At 67.6% G+C, this 16722-nt stretch carries 12 protein-coding genes; 7 read left to right on the top strand and 5 right to left on the bottom strand.

Annotated features, from left to right (window positions below; translation table 11 throughout):
- Window positions 1-240: 240 nt before the first annotated feature.
- On the top strand, window positions 241-2310 hold the full coding sequence (locus tag ACGFNJ_RS41055) for a CocE/NonD family hydrolase (protein WP_393461512.1): 2070 nt from the start codon (window positions 241-243) through the stop codon (window positions 2308-2310).
- A gap of 34 nt (window positions 2311-2344) precedes the next feature.
- Here ACGFNJ_RS41055 and ACGFNJ_RS41050 read toward each other — a convergent pair whose 3' ends face one another.
- Window positions 2345-3346 (bottom strand): methylenetetrahydrofolate reductase, encoded by a 1002-nt coding sequence (locus tag ACGFNJ_RS41050; protein WP_393461510.1) that lies wholly within the window; start codon window positions 3344-3346, stop codon window positions 2345-2347.
- Window positions 3347-3502: 156 nt separating this feature from the next.
- Here ACGFNJ_RS41050 and ACGFNJ_RS41045 point away from each other — a divergent pair, with 156 nt between their 5' ends.
- From ACGFNJ_RS41045 to ACGFNJ_RS41030, 4 genes are all read left to right on the top strand, one after another.
- Window positions 3503-4588: a polyprenyl synthetase family protein gene (locus tag ACGFNJ_RS41045; RefSeq protein ID WP_393461669.1), complete on the top strand. Its 1086-nt coding sequence runs from the start codon at window positions 3503-3505 to the stop codon at window positions 4586-4588.
- Between the two features lie 14 nt (window positions 4589-4602).
- Window positions 4603-6180, top strand: a complete 1578-nt coding sequence (crtI, locus tag ACGFNJ_RS41040; RefSeq protein WP_393461508.1) for a phytoene desaturase family protein — start codon at window positions 4603-4605, stop codon at window positions 6178-6180.
- A 99-nt stretch (window positions 6181-6279) separates the two neighbouring features.
- Window positions 6280-7995 carry an alpha-(1->6)-mannopyranosyltransferase A gene (locus tag ACGFNJ_RS41035; protein ID WP_393461506.1) on the top strand — a complete coding sequence of 572 codons (1716 nt, stop codon included), beginning with the start codon at window positions 6280-6282 and terminating at the stop codon, window positions 7993-7995.
- Window positions 7992-8951 carry a phytoene/squalene synthase family protein gene (locus tag ACGFNJ_RS41030; RefSeq protein ID WP_393461504.1) on the top strand — a complete coding sequence of 320 codons (960 nt, stop codon included), beginning with the start codon at window positions 7992-7994 and terminating at the stop codon, window positions 8949-8951. Before ACGFNJ_RS41035 ends, ACGFNJ_RS41030 begins: the two co-directional genes overlap by 4 nt.
- Window positions 8952-9135: 184 nt before the next feature.
- Here ACGFNJ_RS41030 and ACGFNJ_RS41025 read toward each other — a convergent pair whose 3' ends face one another.
- Window positions 9136-9504 (bottom strand): Rv2175c family DNA-binding protein, encoded by a 369-nt coding sequence (locus tag ACGFNJ_RS41025; protein ID WP_393461502.1) that lies wholly within the window; start codon window positions 9502-9504, stop codon window positions 9136-9138.
- A 149-nt stretch (window positions 9505-9653) separates the two neighbouring features.
- On the opposite strand from ACGFNJ_RS41025, the gene pknB reads away from it, so the two are divergent.
- On the top strand, window positions 9654-11612 hold the full coding sequence (gene pknB / locus ACGFNJ_RS41020) for a Stk1 family PASTA domain-containing Ser/Thr kinase (protein WP_393461500.1): 1959 nt from the start codon (window positions 9654-9656) through the stop codon (window positions 11610-11612).
- A 134-nt stretch (window positions 11613-11746) separates the two neighbouring features.
- Here the strand turns inward: pknB and ACGFNJ_RS41015 are convergent, their stop codons facing one another.
- Window positions 11747-13132: a class II 3-deoxy-7-phosphoheptulonate synthase gene (locus ACGFNJ_RS41015; protein ID WP_393461498.1), complete on the bottom strand. Its 1386-nt coding sequence runs from the start codon at window positions 13130-13132 to the stop codon at window positions 11747-11749.
- Window positions 13133-13286: 154 nt separating this feature from the next.
- On the opposite strand from ACGFNJ_RS41015, the gene ACGFNJ_RS41010 reads away from it, so the two are divergent.
- On the top strand, window positions 13287-13793 hold the full coding sequence (locus ACGFNJ_RS41010) for a polyadenylate-specific 3'-exoribonuclease AS (protein WP_393461667.1): 507 nt from the start codon (window positions 13287-13289) through the stop codon (window positions 13791-13793).
- Between the two features lie 96 nt (window positions 13794-13889).
- Here ACGFNJ_RS41010 and ACGFNJ_RS41005 read toward each other — a convergent pair whose 3' ends face one another.
- Both ACGFNJ_RS41005 and ACGFNJ_RS41000 read right to left on the bottom strand, forming a co-directional pair.
- Window positions 13890-15512: a cytochrome bc complex cytochrome b subunit gene (locus ACGFNJ_RS41005; RefSeq protein ID WP_393461496.1), complete on the bottom strand. Its 1623-nt coding sequence runs from the start codon at window positions 15510-15512 to the stop codon at window positions 13890-13892.
- A complete protein-coding gene (locus ACGFNJ_RS41000; protein ID WP_393461494.1) occupies window positions 15509-16714 on the bottom strand; it encodes a ubiquinol-cytochrome c reductase iron-sulfur subunit in 1206 nt (401 codons plus the stop codon). Before ACGFNJ_RS41000 ends, ACGFNJ_RS41005 begins: the two co-directional genes overlap by 4 nt.
- Between the last annotated feature and the right edge of the window lie 8 nt (window positions 16715-16722).

The following is a 16722-nucleotide window of genomic DNA, read 5'->3' as shown; positions in this document are numbered from 1 at the left end:
CCCGACGGACCGGGAATCCGTCGAACACTCACTCCATCGAGGGCAGTCACGCCCCCGTTTCACGTGTTCATCAATTTTTGATCATCTGTCCAGGACAGCTAAATACCCCGAGATCAAACAGTTACATACCCGGCGTCACGAAGATCAAACCGCCCGTCACACCCCTATTTCGAAAACTACCACGAAACATACATGCCTGCATGTATATTTCTGGCCGATTCGGAACGACGGAGGAGATCGATGAGGATTGCTCCAGCCCCACCGGGGACGGCAGCCGACGGAGTCCGCGGGGTGGGTAAGCACCCGGGGACCCGCTGGTTCATCGGAGTGCTCGCCCTACTCGCTGTGTCACAACTACTGGTAGCGCCGACCGCGCCCGCGTCACCTGAGGGAACGCCACAGTGGACCGCGGTGCACGACGGTCCGCAGCAGTACCCGGGGATTCATATCGACTGGGATGTGCCGATCACGATGAGCGACGGCACGGTGCTGAAGGCGAACGTGTATCGGCCCGCGGACACCAACGGACCCATCGCGACGCCGCTGCCGACCATCGTCAACCTGACGCCCTATACCAAGCTGCTCTCGATGATCGCGCAAACCGGGCTCTCGATCCCGGTGCTGTCCGACGCGATCGTCGGCTTCCTTCGCGACTTCGAGCTGCCAGGCACTCCGCTGGAGGGACTGACGGACGCGACGCGGGTCGCAGGCGGCGGGTTCGGGCGCGCATTCGCGGTGGACCCCAACCTGATTCGCAGCGGCTACACGCAGATCGTGGTCGACGTCCGTGGCACCGGCTTCTCCCAGGGGATCTGGGAGCCGTGGGGACCGAAGGACCAGCAGGACACCCCCGAGGTGATCGCGTGGGCCGCCGCACAGCCGTGGTCCGACGGGAACGTCGGCATGACCGGCGCCTCGTACTCCGGGATCAACCAGGTGCAGGCCGCCGAAAAGCAGCCGCCCGCACTGAAAGCCATCGTCCCGGTGGTGCCGGGCAATGACCTGGTGCGCGACATGATCGCGCCGGGCGGTGCGGCCATCGGGATCCTGCTGCCCTATCTGCTCCTGGTGAATGTGGCCAAGTTCGTGCCCGATCTGGTGTCGCTGCTGCAAGGCAGGTTCGATATGCAGTGGCTCAGCGACCGGCTGGCCAGCCCGCTGTCGTTCCTGGACGTCGGCATCCAGACACTGGGCACCGATTCGTTCGACCGGGTTCCGCCGCAGCTGCAGGAGGTTCTCGACCCGGCGAGCCCGATCAGGCAGGCGTGGCTCGGACATCCGGACCGCATCACGGTGCCGACCATGGTGATCGGCGGCTGGCACGACAACTTCGCCAACGGCGAACCCCGTATCTACCAAGACATTCCGCTGCCACCCGGGCAGAAGCAGCTGATCATGGGCAACAGCTACCACGTGAGCACGGGCTTCGACATGCGCGGCAAGCCCGGTGAACCGCCGCGCATCGACGTGTTGCAGCGCGCGTGGTTCGACAAGTGGCTCAAGGGCATCGACAACGGGATCGACGGCTACGGCCCGGTGACCATGTGGCAGCAGGGCGCAGGCTGGACCAGCGCCGAGCAGTTCCCGCGGCCGGAGGCGAGCCACCGGCGGTTGTACTTCTCGGCGGCGCCGAGCGGCACCACTACCACCAGCGTGCACGACGGAACCCTCACCGCCGAACCCACTCCCGAGACGAATCGGCTCACCGTGGCACCGGGTCTGGCCAGTCTCTGTTCGGCCGACTCGGTGCAGGGCACCGCGGGCATCCTGGTCTTCTCCGGCTGCGGCAAGGAGGCGCGGATACAGGAACTCAGCGGGCTCACCTTCACCAGCCCGCCGGTGACCGCGCCGACGCCGATCTCCGGCCCGATCGCGGTGCACCTCAACACGGTGCACGACGCCACCGACGGCTACTGGACCGCGACGCTGAACGACGTTGCCCCAGACGGTCGTTCGGTCACGCTGACGACCGGGCAGCTGATGTCGTCGTTGCGTGCCATCGATGACGGACAGAGCAGACGCTCCCCCGACGGTGCGTACACCGATCCGTTCCCGGTGATGTCGCTCGCCGAGCGCAAGGCAGTGGTGCCGGGACAACCCGTCCAACTCGATGTCGGCCTCGCCCCCACCGACGCGATTCTCCAACCGGGACACCGGCTTCGGGTCGACATCTTCGCGGGCAACTATCCGAAGGGCCTGCCGATCCGCCCGCTGTTGGACGCGACCGAGCTCAAACCCCAGCACCTGCAACTGGATCCGTCGGCACCCAGCTATGTGAACGTGCCACTCGCCGGAAACCCCGGCTGGTAGCGAACAGGGCCGGACACCCTCGGATGTTCGGCCCTCAGGCGCTGATCGGCGCCGCGGTCACGCCGTAGCCGAGGTTGGTGAGGACCTCGGTGGTCGCCTTAGCGAAGTTCAAGGTGATGAAATGCAGGCACGGCGCGCCCTCGTCGATCAGCCGCTGCGCCATCTCGGTCGCGATCTCGATGCCGACTTCGCGCACCGCGGCCTGGTTTTCCTCAGGGGCGTCACCCGCCGCCTTGTTCAGCCGGTCGAGCACCGACGCGGGCAGCGCACGGCCGCACAGCTCTTCGGCGCGCGCCACCGTGCGCAGCGAAGTGATCGGCATCAGCTCGGGGATGATCGGCTTGGCGCCCTCGATCGGGTCGCACTGCACCAGCCGGTCGCGCAGCCGCAGGTAGTGCTCGACGTCGAAGAACATCTGGGTAATCGAATATTCCGCGCCCGCACGCAGTTTCGCGGCCAGGAAGGCGGTATCGCTGTCCAGGTCCGGCGACCGGTGATGCCCCTGCGGGAACGAGGCGACACCGACGTGGAAGTCACCGAGGTCGCGCACGATGCGCACGAGTTCCTCGGCGTAGGCGACACCTTCGGGATGCTGCTGCCATTCGCCGAGCGGATCGCCGGGCGGATCGCCGCGCAGCACCAGGATGTTGCGGATGCCCGAATCGGCGTAGGAGCCGACCAGCGAGCGCAATTCGGCAAGGCTGTGCTCGACGGCGGTCAGGTGCGCCACCGGAAGCAGGGTGGTCTCCTGCGCCAGCTCACCGGTGACCCGCACGGTGCGATCGCGAGTGGAACCGCCCGCGCCGTAGGTCATCGACACGAACGCGGGATGCATCCGCTCGAACTGGCGAACGGCACGCCACAGCCGTGCCTCCGCGGCCGCGTCCCGCGGCGGATTGAACTCCACGGAGAACGGCACGCCGAGACCCGAATGGGTCCGCAGACTCTGTACAACCGAGGGTGTTCCAGAGACGTTCGGGTGCGTCCGGGGCGGACGGCCTGGGGTCGAGCGTCCCCGCGCATTATCGAAAGTCACCGGTCCAGTGTAAGTGGCGAGCGGCGGCGGCCCCGGCGGGTCGGCGCAGCCAACGCGTATTCTTCGGACAGACCAGCACCCGCCTGACCTTGGAGGCTCCCCCTGTCCGCCGGACCCGGTACCCAGACGCCTCACCGCACCTCGGCGGCCGAGCTCATCGCACCGCAGCCGGGCACCCCTGGCTTCGTCACCGCGGTGGAAAACGCGTTGAACAGGTTCTTCGCCACGCGTCGCGGCATCGTCGAGCAGCTCGGCCCGGTCTTCGTCGAGGCGGCAGATGCGTTGGAGCTGTTCGTGTTGCGCGGCGGCAAGCGCACCAGGCCCGCGTTCGCGTGGACCGGGTGGCTCGGCGCGGGCGGCGACGCCGAGAGCTCAGAGGCCGACGCGGTGCTCACCGCGTGTTCGGCGCTGGAGCTGGTGCAGGCGTGCGCGCTGATCCACGACGACATCATCGATTCCTCGCGCACCCGGCGACGCTTCCCCACGGTCCACGTCGATTTCGAGCAGCGCCACCGCGACCGTGACTGGGCTGGTGATTCCGCTCACTTCGGCACCAGCGTCGCGATCCTCATCGGCGACCTGGCGCTGGCCTGGGCCGATGACATGGTGCACGCCTCCGGGCTCGACCCGGCGGCGATCGCCAGGTTCGCGCCGGTGTGGGCGGGGATGCGCACCGAGGTGCTCGGCGGGCAGCTGCTCGACATCCACGGTGAGGCGGGCGGCGACGAGTCGGTCGCGGCCGCGCTGCGGATCAACCGGTACAAGACCGCCGCCTACACCGTCGAACGCCCGCTGCACCTCGGCGCGGCCATCGCGGACGCCGATCAAGGACTGATCGCGGCCTATCGCACCTACGGCACCGACATCGGCATCGCCTTCCAGCTGCGCGACGACCTGCTCGGGGTGTTCGGCGATCCCGCGGTCACGGGCAAGCCCTCCGGCGACGATCTGCGCGAAGGCAAGCGCACCGTGCTGGTCGCCGAGGCCTTGCAGCGCGCGGACGCGACCGATCCGGCCGCCGCGAAGCTGCTGCGCACCAGCCTCGGCACCGATCTCGGCGCCGACGAGGTCGAGCGGTTGCGCGAGGTGCTGACCGAGCTCGGCGCGGTGGACGAGGTGGAACGCCGGATCGGCGAGCTCACCGAGGCTGGGCTGGCCGCCATCGAGGCGAGCACGGCGACATCGGCCGCCAAGGAGCGGCTACGCGCGATGGCGCTCGCCGCGACCAAACGCGCCGCGTGAGAGCTGGTCGATCAGTGAAAATCGTTGCAGGACCGACGGATCGGGTGGTGGTCGTCGGCGCGGGGCTGGCCGGTCTCTCCGCCGCGCTGTACCTGACCGGCGCCGGACGCTCGGTCACCCTGCTCGAGCGGGCCGACCAGCCGGGCGGGCGGGTCGGGACCTATCGCGGTCCGGACTACGAGATCGATTCCGGCGCTACCGTTTTGACGTTGCCCGAACTGATCACCGACGCCCTTGCCGCGGTCGGGCGCACGCCGGAAACCTGCAAGCCCGCGCTCCGCATCCATCAGCTGGCCCCCGCCTACCACGCAAAGTTCGCCGACGACAGCACGATCCGGGTGTTCGCGGACCCCGAGGCGATGGCCGAGGAGGTCGCCGCGGCCTGCGGTCCGGCGGAGGCGCGCCGCTACCGGCGGCTGCGCGCGTGGCTGGCCCGCATCTACGCGGCCGAGTTCACCGAATTCATGGACACCAACTTCGATTCACCGGTGGACATGCTGCGGACCCCCGAAAAGCGCAGGGCGCTGGTCTCTTTGGCGCGACTCGGCGGGTTCGGCAAGCTCGGCAAGCGAGTCGGAAAACTCCTGAACGATCCGCGACTGGCCCGGCTGTTCACCTTCCAGGCGTTGTACGCGGGCCTGCCGCCCGCCGACGCGCTCGCCGTGTACGGCGCCATCCCGCACATGGACACCTCGCTCGGCGTCTACTTTCCCGAGGGTGGGATGCGCACGATCGCCTCGGCCATGGCCGAGGCCTTCACCGCGGCGGGCGGCACGCTGGAATTGGGCACCGAGGTGACCGCGGTCGACTATGCGGGCAGGCGGGCCGAGCGGGTGCGCACGGCCGACGGCCGCGCTTTCGACTGTGACGTGCTGGTGCTCACCGTCGACCTCGGCTCCATCGCACGCTTCGGCGTGCGCAGGCGCCGCGGGTTGCGCGCCGCACCCTCCGCGGTCGTCGCGCACGGCACCGTGCCCGCCGAGGTGGCCGCCACCTGGCCGGTGCAGGCGCACCACACCATCGAGTTCGGCGCGGCATGGGACGCCACGTTCGCCGAGATCACCGGCCGCCGAGGACGATTGATGAGCGACCCGTCGTTGCTGCTGACCCGGCCCGCGCTCACCGACCCCGCTCTGGTCATCGCACGCGCGGACGGCGCATACGAGCCGCTGTCGCTGCTTGCGCCGTGCCCCAACCTGGACTCCGCCCCGCTGGACTGGTCGCGCGTGGGCCCTGCCTACCTCCGCGAACTGCTTCTGGTGCTGGAAGAACGCGGATATACGGGCATTGCCGAGCACTTCACCATCGACCATCTCGATACGCCGCAAACGTGGCACGACCAAGGGATGCTGGCAGGCTCGCCGTTCTCCGCGGCCCATCTTTTCCGACAAACCGGACCATTTCGCCCACGCAATTTTCCGCGCACCAGCGACAACGTAGTTATCGCAGGTTGCGGCACCACGCCAGGCGTAGGAGTGCCGACCACACTGCTGTCCGGAAAACTGGCGGCAAACCGTATTACCGGTGATATGCGCCCTGCTCGAGATGAAACCGCACCTACCAGCGGGATAGTGTTCCCTGCGACGCCGTAAACTAGGCGCCGACCTATTCACGTGCGGTTGCGACCGCTGACCATTCGGGGGGACCGACACCAGATGGCATCCCCCGAAACGCGCGCCGCAGAGGCTCCATTGACTGACACCACCGGCCACGCACCGAGCAATGCGACGAAGCGCGAATCGGCCGCCACCGAGCGATCCGAGTCGGTTGCCGCAGCACCACGTGCGTCGGCGAGCACCCTGTCCCAGAGTGTGTTGGCCTTGCTCCGCACCTCCGCCGATTTCCTCCGCAGCCCGGAAGGACATGCCGCGCTGCTCGGCTTCTACGGCGCGCTCATGATCACCTTCGGCGGCTTCGGCGCGGGCAGTACCCGGCGGCAGGATCCGCTGCTCGAGGCGATGCACCTCTCGTGGCTGCGTTTCGGCCACGGCTACGCACTGTCGACCATCGTCATCTGGATCGGCGTGCTGCTGATGATCACGGCGTGGGTCCGGCTCGGCCGCGCCACCATCGGCAAAGGCACCGGGCTCGACGCGGGCGTCACGCTGAACGAGTTGCGCGCGATCGTCGGAATCTGGATCACCCCCTTGCTGTTCGCCGTGCCGATGTTCAGCAGGGACGTGTACTCCTACCTGGCGCAGGGCGCGTTGCTGCGCGACGGCTACGACCCGTACGTCGACCCGCCGGTCAAGAACCCGGGTGTGCTGCTGGACAACGTGAGCGAGGTCTGGACGGCGACCACCGCGCCCTACGGCCCGGTCTTCCTGCTGCTCGGCCGCGGCATCACCAGCATCACCGGTGACAACGTGGTCGCAGGCACCATCGCCATGCGCTTCGTGATGCTGCCCGGCCTGGTGTTGATGATGTGGGCGGTGCCGTATCTGACCAAGCATCTCGGCGGCAAGCCGACGGTCGCGCTGTGGCTCGCGGTACTCAACCCGCTGGTGCTGATCCACCTCATCGGCGGCGTGCACAACGAGATGCTGATGGTCGGACTGATGTGCGCGGCCATCGCGCTGGTGTTGGAACGCCATCACGTGACAGGCGTCGTCGTGCTCGCCATCGCCGTGGGGATCAAGGCGACCGCAGGCGTCGCGCTGCCGTTCCTGGTGTGGATCTGGATGCTGCACGAGCGCGAGCAACGCGCCGCACGCCGGGCCGGGCGCGACCCGGAACACCTGCCGGAGAGCGAACAACCTCACGACGCCGCCGAACCGACCGAAGACATGCCACACCCGACCATGGTGTTCGCCAAGATCGCCGGTCTCGGCCTGAGCGTCTTCGCGATCGTGTTCCTGGCCGCCTCGGCCATCGCCGGCGTCGGTTTCGGCTGGCTGACGGCGCTGTCCGGGTCGAAGAAGATCATCCAGTGGCTCTCGCTGCCCACGATCATGGCGCACGCGACCACCTGGGTGACACCGCTGAACTTCGCGCCGGTGCTCGACGTGGCCAGGGTGTTGTGTGCGGTGGCGCTGGTCGCCGTCCTCGCGTGGACCTGGTGGCGGTTCCGGCACAGCGAGCGCGAAGCGGTGCTCGGGATCCTGATCGCGTTCGTCGCGATCGTCATCCTCTCCCCCGCCGCGCTGCCCTGGTACTACTCGTGGCCGCTCGCTTTGGCCGCCGCCTTCGCGCTGTCCACCAGAACATTGATGGTGCTTGTCGGCCTCTGCACCTGGCTGATGCTGGTCTTCCAACCGGACGGCTCCATCGGCCTGTACAACTTCGTGCACGTGGCCGCCGCGACCTTCGCCGCCGTGGTGGCGGCGATGTCGTTGCGCACGGTGGATCCGCTGCGGTTGCGGTCCGCGCCGCCGAGCATCGAACCGGCCGCGCCAGCCCGCCCATGAGCAGCGACGCCTCGTCGACCCAGCTCGACGTCGCGTACCGCGTATGCAAGCAGATCGCGGCCACGCACGGGCGCACCTACTTCCTGGCCACCCGGTTACTTTCGGCCGAACGCCGACCAGCGATCCATGCGCTCTACGCGTTCGCCCGGCTCGTCGACGACATCGTCGACCACGCGGAAACCGATGCGCCCCAGCGCCTTCCGCAGCGCCCAGACCCTGCCGACCTACTCGACCTGATCGAGAAGGACCTGCGGATCGCGCTGGAATCGCCGGGACAGCCGCTGCCCGCCGAGCCGCACCGGCTGGTCCTGCTCGCCCTCGCCGACACCATCGGCCGCTACGACATTGCCGCACAACACTTCTGGACGTTCCTGGACTCCATGCGCATGGATGTGCCTGGCACCAGCAACTTCCGGGACCGCTACACCACGATGGCCGAGCTCCGCGACTACATGGCAGGCTCCGCCGCCGCCATCGGTCTCCAGGTGCTCCCCGTCCTCGGCACCGTCGGCCCGGTCGCCGAGGCCGAACCCGCCGCCGCCGCACTCGGCGAAGCGTTCCAGCTCACCAACTTCCTCCGCGATGTCGCCGAAGACCTCGACCGCGGGCGCGTCTACCTGCCTGCGGACGAACTCGCCGCCTTCGGCGTCGACCACGATCTCCTCATGCACTGCCGCCGCACCGGTCACACCGACCCGAAGCTGCGCCGAGCCGTGGCCCACCTCATCGCGATCAACCGCGACATCTACCGCAAGGCCCAACCAGGCATCGATCTCCTCGACCCCCGCGTCCGCCCCGCCATCCGCACCGCAGCCACCCTCTACGCAGCCATCCTCGACCGCATAGAGGACTCCGACTACGACATCTTCACCCACCGCGCAGTAGTCCCCCGCCACCGACGCCTCGGCGTCGCAGCAGTGCAATTCACCACCGCTGCCCTACGCAACCACCGATGAGGTCGACACAGGTTGTCGACACCGTGCCTGCATACTCGCGAACCACGCGCGAGTTTTGCGAGCGCCGTTCGCGGCCGTCTCGCGTCCGAGTGGCCGAAGCGCATGCGCCGCAGGCGCAAGTCTCGGCCGCTCGGACGCGAGACCAAGGGGCCGCGAACAACGCCGCGCCCGCGCGGCCAACAACTCAGAACGGGTCGGCGGCGGCTCTGCGGATGACCTCGCGGGCGAGCGGGCCGTGGAGGGCGTCGATGGGCTTGCCGGGGAGGCTGTCGTCGTCGGTGAAGATCCACTGGAGGATCTCTTCGTCGGTGTACTTGGCGTCCTTCATCACGGTGATCAGGCCGGGGAGCGGCTTGACGACCGCGCCTGCGGCGTCGAAGAACCGTTCGGGGACGCCCGCGACACCGTCGCGGCGGACGGCGAGCAACTGGTGGTCGCGCAGCATCTGATGCACCCGGGTCACGACGAGCCCGAGCTTGTCGGCCACCTCGGGCAGCGGCAACAGCGCCACCGACTCCGGAAGGACATCATCACTGCAGGGAAATGCACTCACGCGGATAACGGTAGACGGTCCGCTGCCGCAAGTCGTGAGACACCCGGGTGCGTTTGGTCGATACCATCGTGAGGGCCGCACAGGGCGGTCGATCGCTTGTGGGATGAACCGCGAGGGGTGAGAACTTTGTGAAAGCCGGAGGACATCAATTGATCGGCCAGATGCTGGAAGGGCGCTATCGCATCGATGCGCCGATTGCCCGCGGCGGCATGTCGATGGTCTTCCGGGGAGTCGACACCCGTCTGGATCGCCCGGTCGCCATCAAGGTGATGGACCCGAAATTCGCCGGTGACCCGCAGTTCCTTTCCCGATTCGAGTTCGAGGCGCGCGCGGTCGCCAAGCTCAAGCATTCGTCGCTGGTCGCGGTATACGACCAGGGTGTCGACGGCGAGTATCCGTTCCTGATCATGGAGCTGGTCGAGGGTGGGACGCTGCGCGAGTTGCTGCGTGAACGCGGGCCGATGCCGCCGCACGCGGTGCGCGCGGTCGCCGAGCCGGTGCTCGCGGCGATCGGCGTCGCGCATTCGGCGGGCCTGGTGCACCGTGACGTGAAGCCGGAGAACGTGCTGATCTCCGATGCGGGCGAGGTCAAGATCGCCGATTTCGGTCTGGTGCGCGCGGTGGCGGCGGCCAACACCACCTCGGCGAGCGTGATTCTCGGCACGGCCGCGTACCTGTCGCCCGAGCAGGTGACCAGCGGCACGGCCGACGCGCGAAGTGATGTGTACGCCTTCGGCGTGTTGATCTTCGAGTTGCTGACCGGGAAGGTGCCGTTCACCGGCGACACCTCGATCTCGGTCGCCTATCAGCGCATCGAGAACGACGTGCCGAGCCCGAGCCGGTTCATCGCGGGCGTGCCGCCGGAGTTCGACGAACTGGTCGCCAAGGCCACCGCGCGCGAGCCCGCGCACCGCTACGCCGACGCGAACGAGATGGCGGCGGCGTTGCGCCAGATCGGCGCGAAACTGAACCTGCCGCCGTACCGGGTGCCCGCGCCGCAGGATTCGGCCGAGCATTTGAGCGCGAGCTACAAGGTTGCCACGCCCAACGGGCACCAGCCTGCCCCGGCGCCCGTCCCCGAGCCGTACACGCCGCCGACGGTGCAGCACACGAAGGTGGTCACTGCCCAGCGCCCTCGGGTCGATTACGGCCCGCCGGACGGCTACGACGAACAACCGGTGCGCCAGCAGCACGCGTCGACGCCGTATCAGGCGTACGCGCCGGTCCGCGCGAAATCCCGCCGCGCGGTCTGGCTGTGGGTGGCCATCGTGGTGATTCTCACGCTGGTCGTCGGCATCGGCGGATGGTGGCTCGGCTTCGGCCGGTTCTCACCGATCCCCGCCACCGCAGGACTCGACAGAGACCGCGCGGTCACCACGCTGCGCGAGGCCGGGTTCGAAACCCAGATCAGACAGAAGGCGTCGGACACGATCCCCGTCGGCAACGTGGTCGGCACCGACCCGGCGGCGGGATCGCGGGTCACCAAGGGCTCGACCGTCGCGGTCCTCATCTCCAGCGGCAAACCCAAAGTGCCCGACGTCAATCGCGGCGATCAGATCTCGAAGGTCAACCAGCTGATCCGGGATGCGGGCCTGCAACCGGTGGATGCCGGCGAGGTCGGCAGTTCGGCTCCGAAAGGCACCCTCGAACGGGTCGACCCCGGCCCCGGCACCGTTCTTCCGATGAACGGACAGGTGAAGGTCTACCGCAGCAGCGGGGCCAAACCGCTCAAACTGCCGGACGTCCGCGGCAAAACCACCGAGGACGCCACCAAGATCCTCACCGCGGCAGGCTTCAAGATCCGCGACACCCAGCTCAAATTCGACAAAGACGTCGCAGGCGACAAAGTGATCGGCACCGACCCGGAAGGGTCGACCACGGTCGACTCCGGTACGGCCGTCACGCTTTTCGTCTCCAACGCGGTCAGAGTGCCCGCGATGCTCGGCGGCAGCGTCCGCGAAGCCAAAGCCGCGCTCCGCGAACTCGGTCTCCAGGTCGAGGTCAAACAGCTCACCCCCTCCGACAGCTCCGTGGTGATCGGCCAGGTTCCCGGCATCGGCACCAACGTCGAAGCGGGCTCAACGGTCACCCTCACCGCCCTCCCCTGACCCGAACCGCCGGATCGCGTCGGCGCGAGATCAAAAATGCTGAGCCGCACCGTTTTTGATTTCCCGCACACGATTCGGCAGGCCAGATCGTGTGCGGGAAATCAGAAAGGGTGCGGCTCAGCGACTTTCAGGCGTCAGCGCAGCATTTCGGCGACCAGGAAGGCCAGTTCGAGCGACTGCTGGGTGTTGAGGCGCGGATCGCAGGCGGTTTCGTAGCGACCGGACAGGTCGAGATCGGAGATGTCCTGCGCGCCGCCGAGGCACTCGGTGACGTCTTCACCGGTCAGCTCGATGTGCAAGCCGCCGGGATGGGTGCCGAGGGCGTGATGCACCTCGAAGAAACCCTGCACCTCGTCGACGATCCGGTCGAAGTGGCGGGTCTTGAAACCGGTGGACGCCTCGTGCGTGTTCCCGTGCATCGGATCGCACTGCCAGATGACCTGGTGCCCGGTGGCCTGGACCTTTTCGATGATGGGCGGCAAGACATCGCGGACCTTGCTGTTGCCCATGCGGGAGACGATGGTCAGGCGGCCCGGCTCGTTGTTGGGGTCGAGGCGCTCGACGTATTCGACGGCCAGCTCGGGCGTGGTGCTCGGGCCGATCTTCAGGCCGATCGGGTTGGCGAGCAGTTCGGCGAGCGCGATGTGCGCGCCGTCGAGCTGCCTGGTCCGTTCGCCGATCCAGAGGAAATGCGCGGACAGATCGTAGAGGACCGGCTCGCCTGCGGCGTTCTCGCTGAGCCGCAGCATCGCGCGCTCGTAGTCGAGCACCAACGCCTCGTGGCTGGCGTAGATGCGGGCCGACTTCAGGCTCGGGTCGTTCACCCGGCACGCGGTCATGAACGCGAGGCCGCGGTCGATCTCCTCGGCCAGCGCCTCGTAACGAGCACCGGCAGGCGACTTCGCGACGAAGTCGCGGTTCCAGTCGTGCACCTTGTGCAAATCGGCCATGCCCGCGCCGGTCAGCGCGCGCACCAGGTTCATCGCGGCGCTGGCGTTGGCGTAGGCACGCACCAGCCGAGACGGGTCGTGCTCGCGCATCGCAGCGTCGGCCACCAGCGAGTTGACCATGTCACCGCGGTAAGACTTGAGGCCGAGCGAATCGGTGTCGGAGGACCGCGGCTTGGCGTACTGGCCCGCGATCCGCGCGACCTTGACCACCGGCATGCTCGCGCCATAGGTCAGCACGACCGCCATCTGCAGCAACGTGCGGATGTTGCCGCGGATGTGCGGCTCGGTGTTGTCGGCGAAGGTCTCGGCGCAGTCGCCGCCCTGCATGAGGAACGCTTCACCGCGCGCCACCTCGGCGAGCTGCTCGCGCAGATCCTCCACCTCGGCGGGCACACAGATCGGCGGCACGCTCTCCAGCACGGTCCGCATCACCCTGGCCTGTTCCGGATCCCACGACGGCTGCTGCAGCGCGGGGCGGGCCAGCGCGTCGTCCAACCGCCTGCGCAGCTCGGTGGGCAGCGGCGGCAATTCCGGCAGGCGATCGATCGGTACGTCGACGGTCCAGTTCACTCGTTCAGAATACGGACCACTCGGACGCCAGTGGTACCCACCGTAGGGGTGGGTACCGCCACCACCATGTCGAGCCGAGCCCGGATACCGGACCCAGCCCTGTTCCACTTAGGGTGATTCGCGGGGGAACACCGAACTGCTGAGGAGTGGACCGATCTCGCTTCGATACTTTTACGATTGCGAATTCATTGAGGATGGGACAGTTATCGACCTGGTCTCCATCGGCGTCGTCTGCGAGGACGGGCGCGAATACTACGCGGTATCAACCGAATTCGACCCGGACCGCGCGGGCCCGTGGGTGCGCAGGCACGTGCTGCCGCAGCTGCCGTCGCCGTCCTCGCCGCTGTGGCGAAGTCGACAGCAGATCCGCGACGAGCTCTACCGCTTCCTGGTGCCCCGGTCCTCCGTGGTGCCGGAGCTGTGGGCGTGGGTCGGCGCGTACGACCATGTGGCGCTCTGCCAGCTGTGGGGTTCGATGGTCGACCTGCCTACCGTCCTGCCCCGCTACACCAACGAACTGCGCCAGCACTGGGACGCGCACGGCAGGCCCGAGCTGCCGCCTGTCCCGCCGGACGCGCACGACGCGCTGGCCGACGCGCGCCACAACCTGGCGAAGTTCGAAGCCATCGAAGCGTCCCGCCGCAGCACGCCACGCCTGTAGTCGCCGGCCCATCGTCAGCGGCGCCGCCGCCGTCAGCCAAAAGCAAAGGCCCCGAGTCGGATTCGACTCGGGGCCTTCGTGTTCAGTGATCAGTGATCAGTGGCTGTGCTTGCCACCGTGTTCCTTCTCTTGGCGTGCCTGCAGCACCTTCAACTGCTTGTGCTCCTCGGCATGCTCGATCTCGAAGTGCTTTTCGCTCTCCTGCCACGGATCGGCACGCAGGAAGCTGCCGGTACCGGGCTTGCCCGCGGACCCGAGCTTGTTCATCTTCTTGGGCACCGGGGCACCCTGGTACTCCAGCGGGATCGGGTGGCCGTGGTCGTCGACCGGGCCGAGCGGCTGGTGCACCTCGATGTACTCACCGTGCGGCAGGCGCTTGATGACACCGGTTTCGATGCCGTGCTCCAGCACCGCCCGGTCGCTGCGCTGCAGGCCGATGCAGAACCGGTAGGCCACGAAGTAGGCGACCGGCGGCACGACGAGCAGGCCGATGCGGCCCATCCAGGTGGTGGCGTTCAGCGAGATGTCGAACTTCAGCGCCACGATGTCGTTGACGCACGACAGCGTCAGCACCAGGTAGAAGCCGATGGACATCGCGCCGATCGCGGTACGGACCGGCACGTCACGCGGACGCTGCAGCAGGTTGTGCCCTGCGGTGTCGCCGGTGAGCCGCTTCTCGATCCACGGGTACATGATCAGCACCGTGAACACCAGGCCCATGATCAGCGCGACCCAGAACACGGCAGGCACCGTGTAGCGGCCGAGGTACAGCTCCCACGGCGGCATGAGGCGGGCAAGACCGTCGGTCCACATCATGTAGAAGTCGGGCTGCGAACCCGCCGACACTTGAGAGGGGTTGTACGGACCCAGGTTCCAGATCGGGTTGATCTGGAAGACGCCGCCCATGATGCCGACGATGCCGAGGGTGAAGGCGAAGAACGCGCCCTGGTCGGCGGCGAACACCGGGATGATGCGGGCGCCGACCACGTTGTTCTCGGTGCGGCCGGGTCCGGGGAACTGGGTGTGCTTCTGGTACCAGACCAGCGCGACGTGCGCGGCGATCAACGCGAGGATGATGCCGGGGAACAGCAGCACGTGCGCGATGTAGAGGCGCGGGATGATGATCGTGCCTGGGAAGTCCCCGCCGAAGATCAACCAGTGCATCCAGGTACCCGCGATCGGGATACTCATCGTGATACCGCCGAACGCGGCGCGCAGGCCGGTGCCGGACAGCAGGTCGTCGGGCAGCGAGTAGCCGAAGAAGCCCTCGAACATCGCCAGGATGAGCAGCAGGCAGCCGATCACCCAGTTCGCCTCACGCGGCTTGCGGAACGCGCCGGTGAAGAAGATGCGGAACAGGTGCACGATGATCGACGCCGCGAAAAGCAGTGCGGCCCAGTGATGCACCTGGCGGACGAACAGACCGCCACGCACCTCGAAGGTGATGTTCAGCGACGTCTCGTAGGCACGCGACATGGTCACACCACGCAGCGGCTGGTACGCGCCGTTGTAGACGACCTCGGTCATCGACGGATCGAAGAACAAGGTCAGATACACGCCCGACAGCAACAGGATGATGAAGCTGTACAGCGCGATCTCGCCGAGCAGGAACGACCAGTGGGTCGGGAAGACCTTGTTGATCGACCGCTTCACGAACTTCGCGGCTTGATACCGCTCGTCCATCTCGTTCGCTTGGTTTGCCACCATCGAAGGGCTCATGAACGACGCTCCCAGTAAGCCGGGCCGAGCGGCTCGATGAAGTCGCCGTTGGCGACCAAGAAGCCCTCGGAGTTGACGGTGATCGGCAGCTGCGGCAGTGCGCGAGCGGCAGGACCGAAGACCGGCTTACCCCATTCGGTCGCGAGGAACTGCGACTGGTGGCAGGGGCAGAGGATCTTGTTGGTCTGCGACTCGAACAGCGACGTCGGGCAACCGAGATGGGTGCAGATCTTCGAGTAGGCGAAGTAGTCGCCGTAGTTGAAGCTCTCCTGGCCCTTACGCTTGATCGCCTTCTGCGCGTCCTCGGTGCGCAGGCGAATCAGCATGACGGCGTTGCGGATACCGCGCAGCGACTGCAGCGTCTCGTGCTCGTGGCCGCGCCAGCTTTCCTTCCACGGGAACACCGTCTCCATGCCGCCCGCGTCCATATCCTCGGGGCGAACCAGCACGATGTCCTCGGGGCGACCGGTGTCGCGCCGGATGTAGATGGTCTCGCCCGGGTAGTCCGGCGTCCAGCCCGACACCCACAGCGGCGACTTCTCGCGCTTGGCCCACGGGTTCTTCACCATGCCGCCGACGAACACCAGCAGCGCGCCGATGCCGAGCACACCGACACCGGCACCGGCGGTGCGGGTGATCAGCTTGCGCCGGGCCAGCGTCGAGGTGTCCAGCGCGTCCGTCAGCTCGGCGACCAGGGTGCGGCGCTCGACCTCGGGCGACGGACCGTCGTGGCGGTCCTGGATGGACAGTTCAGCGGGGATGAACAGCTTGCGGATCAACACCACCGCGACGCCGATGACCAGCACCGAGACGCCGAAGGTGATACCGACCAGCGGAGTGAACAGCGAGTAGGCCGCGTGGCCGTCCTCACCGGAGGACTTGAACTCCCACGGCCAGAACAGGAACACGCCGACCAGCACCGCCGCGGCGATGCCGGAGACCGCGAACCAGAACGCGACCGCGCGCTCGGCCCGCTTCTCGGCGCGGGTGCCCGGAACCGGGAACCGCTCGCGCCGGTAGGCGACGTCGACGCCGTCGCGCTCGGTGCCGAGCTTGACCAGCTCGTCCCGCGACATCGCGTCGAGTTCGGCCTCGGTCGGGTCCGTCAGCGCATGGCCTGCGGACTCCGGAACGGCCGGGGTACGGCTCGCCTGCTCGTTCGACGGCTCGCCGCCGTCGTGGCCCTCATCCGGCCGACCCATGTCGTTTG

Source organism: Nocardia sp. NPDC049149, assembly GCF_043197455.1.
GTDB lineage: Bacteria > Actinomycetota > Actinomycetes > Mycobacteriales > Mycobacteriaceae > Nocardia.
The sequence above is the reverse complement of the archived record's forward strand: the minus strand, read 5'-3'. Positions and strand labels throughout refer to the sequence as shown.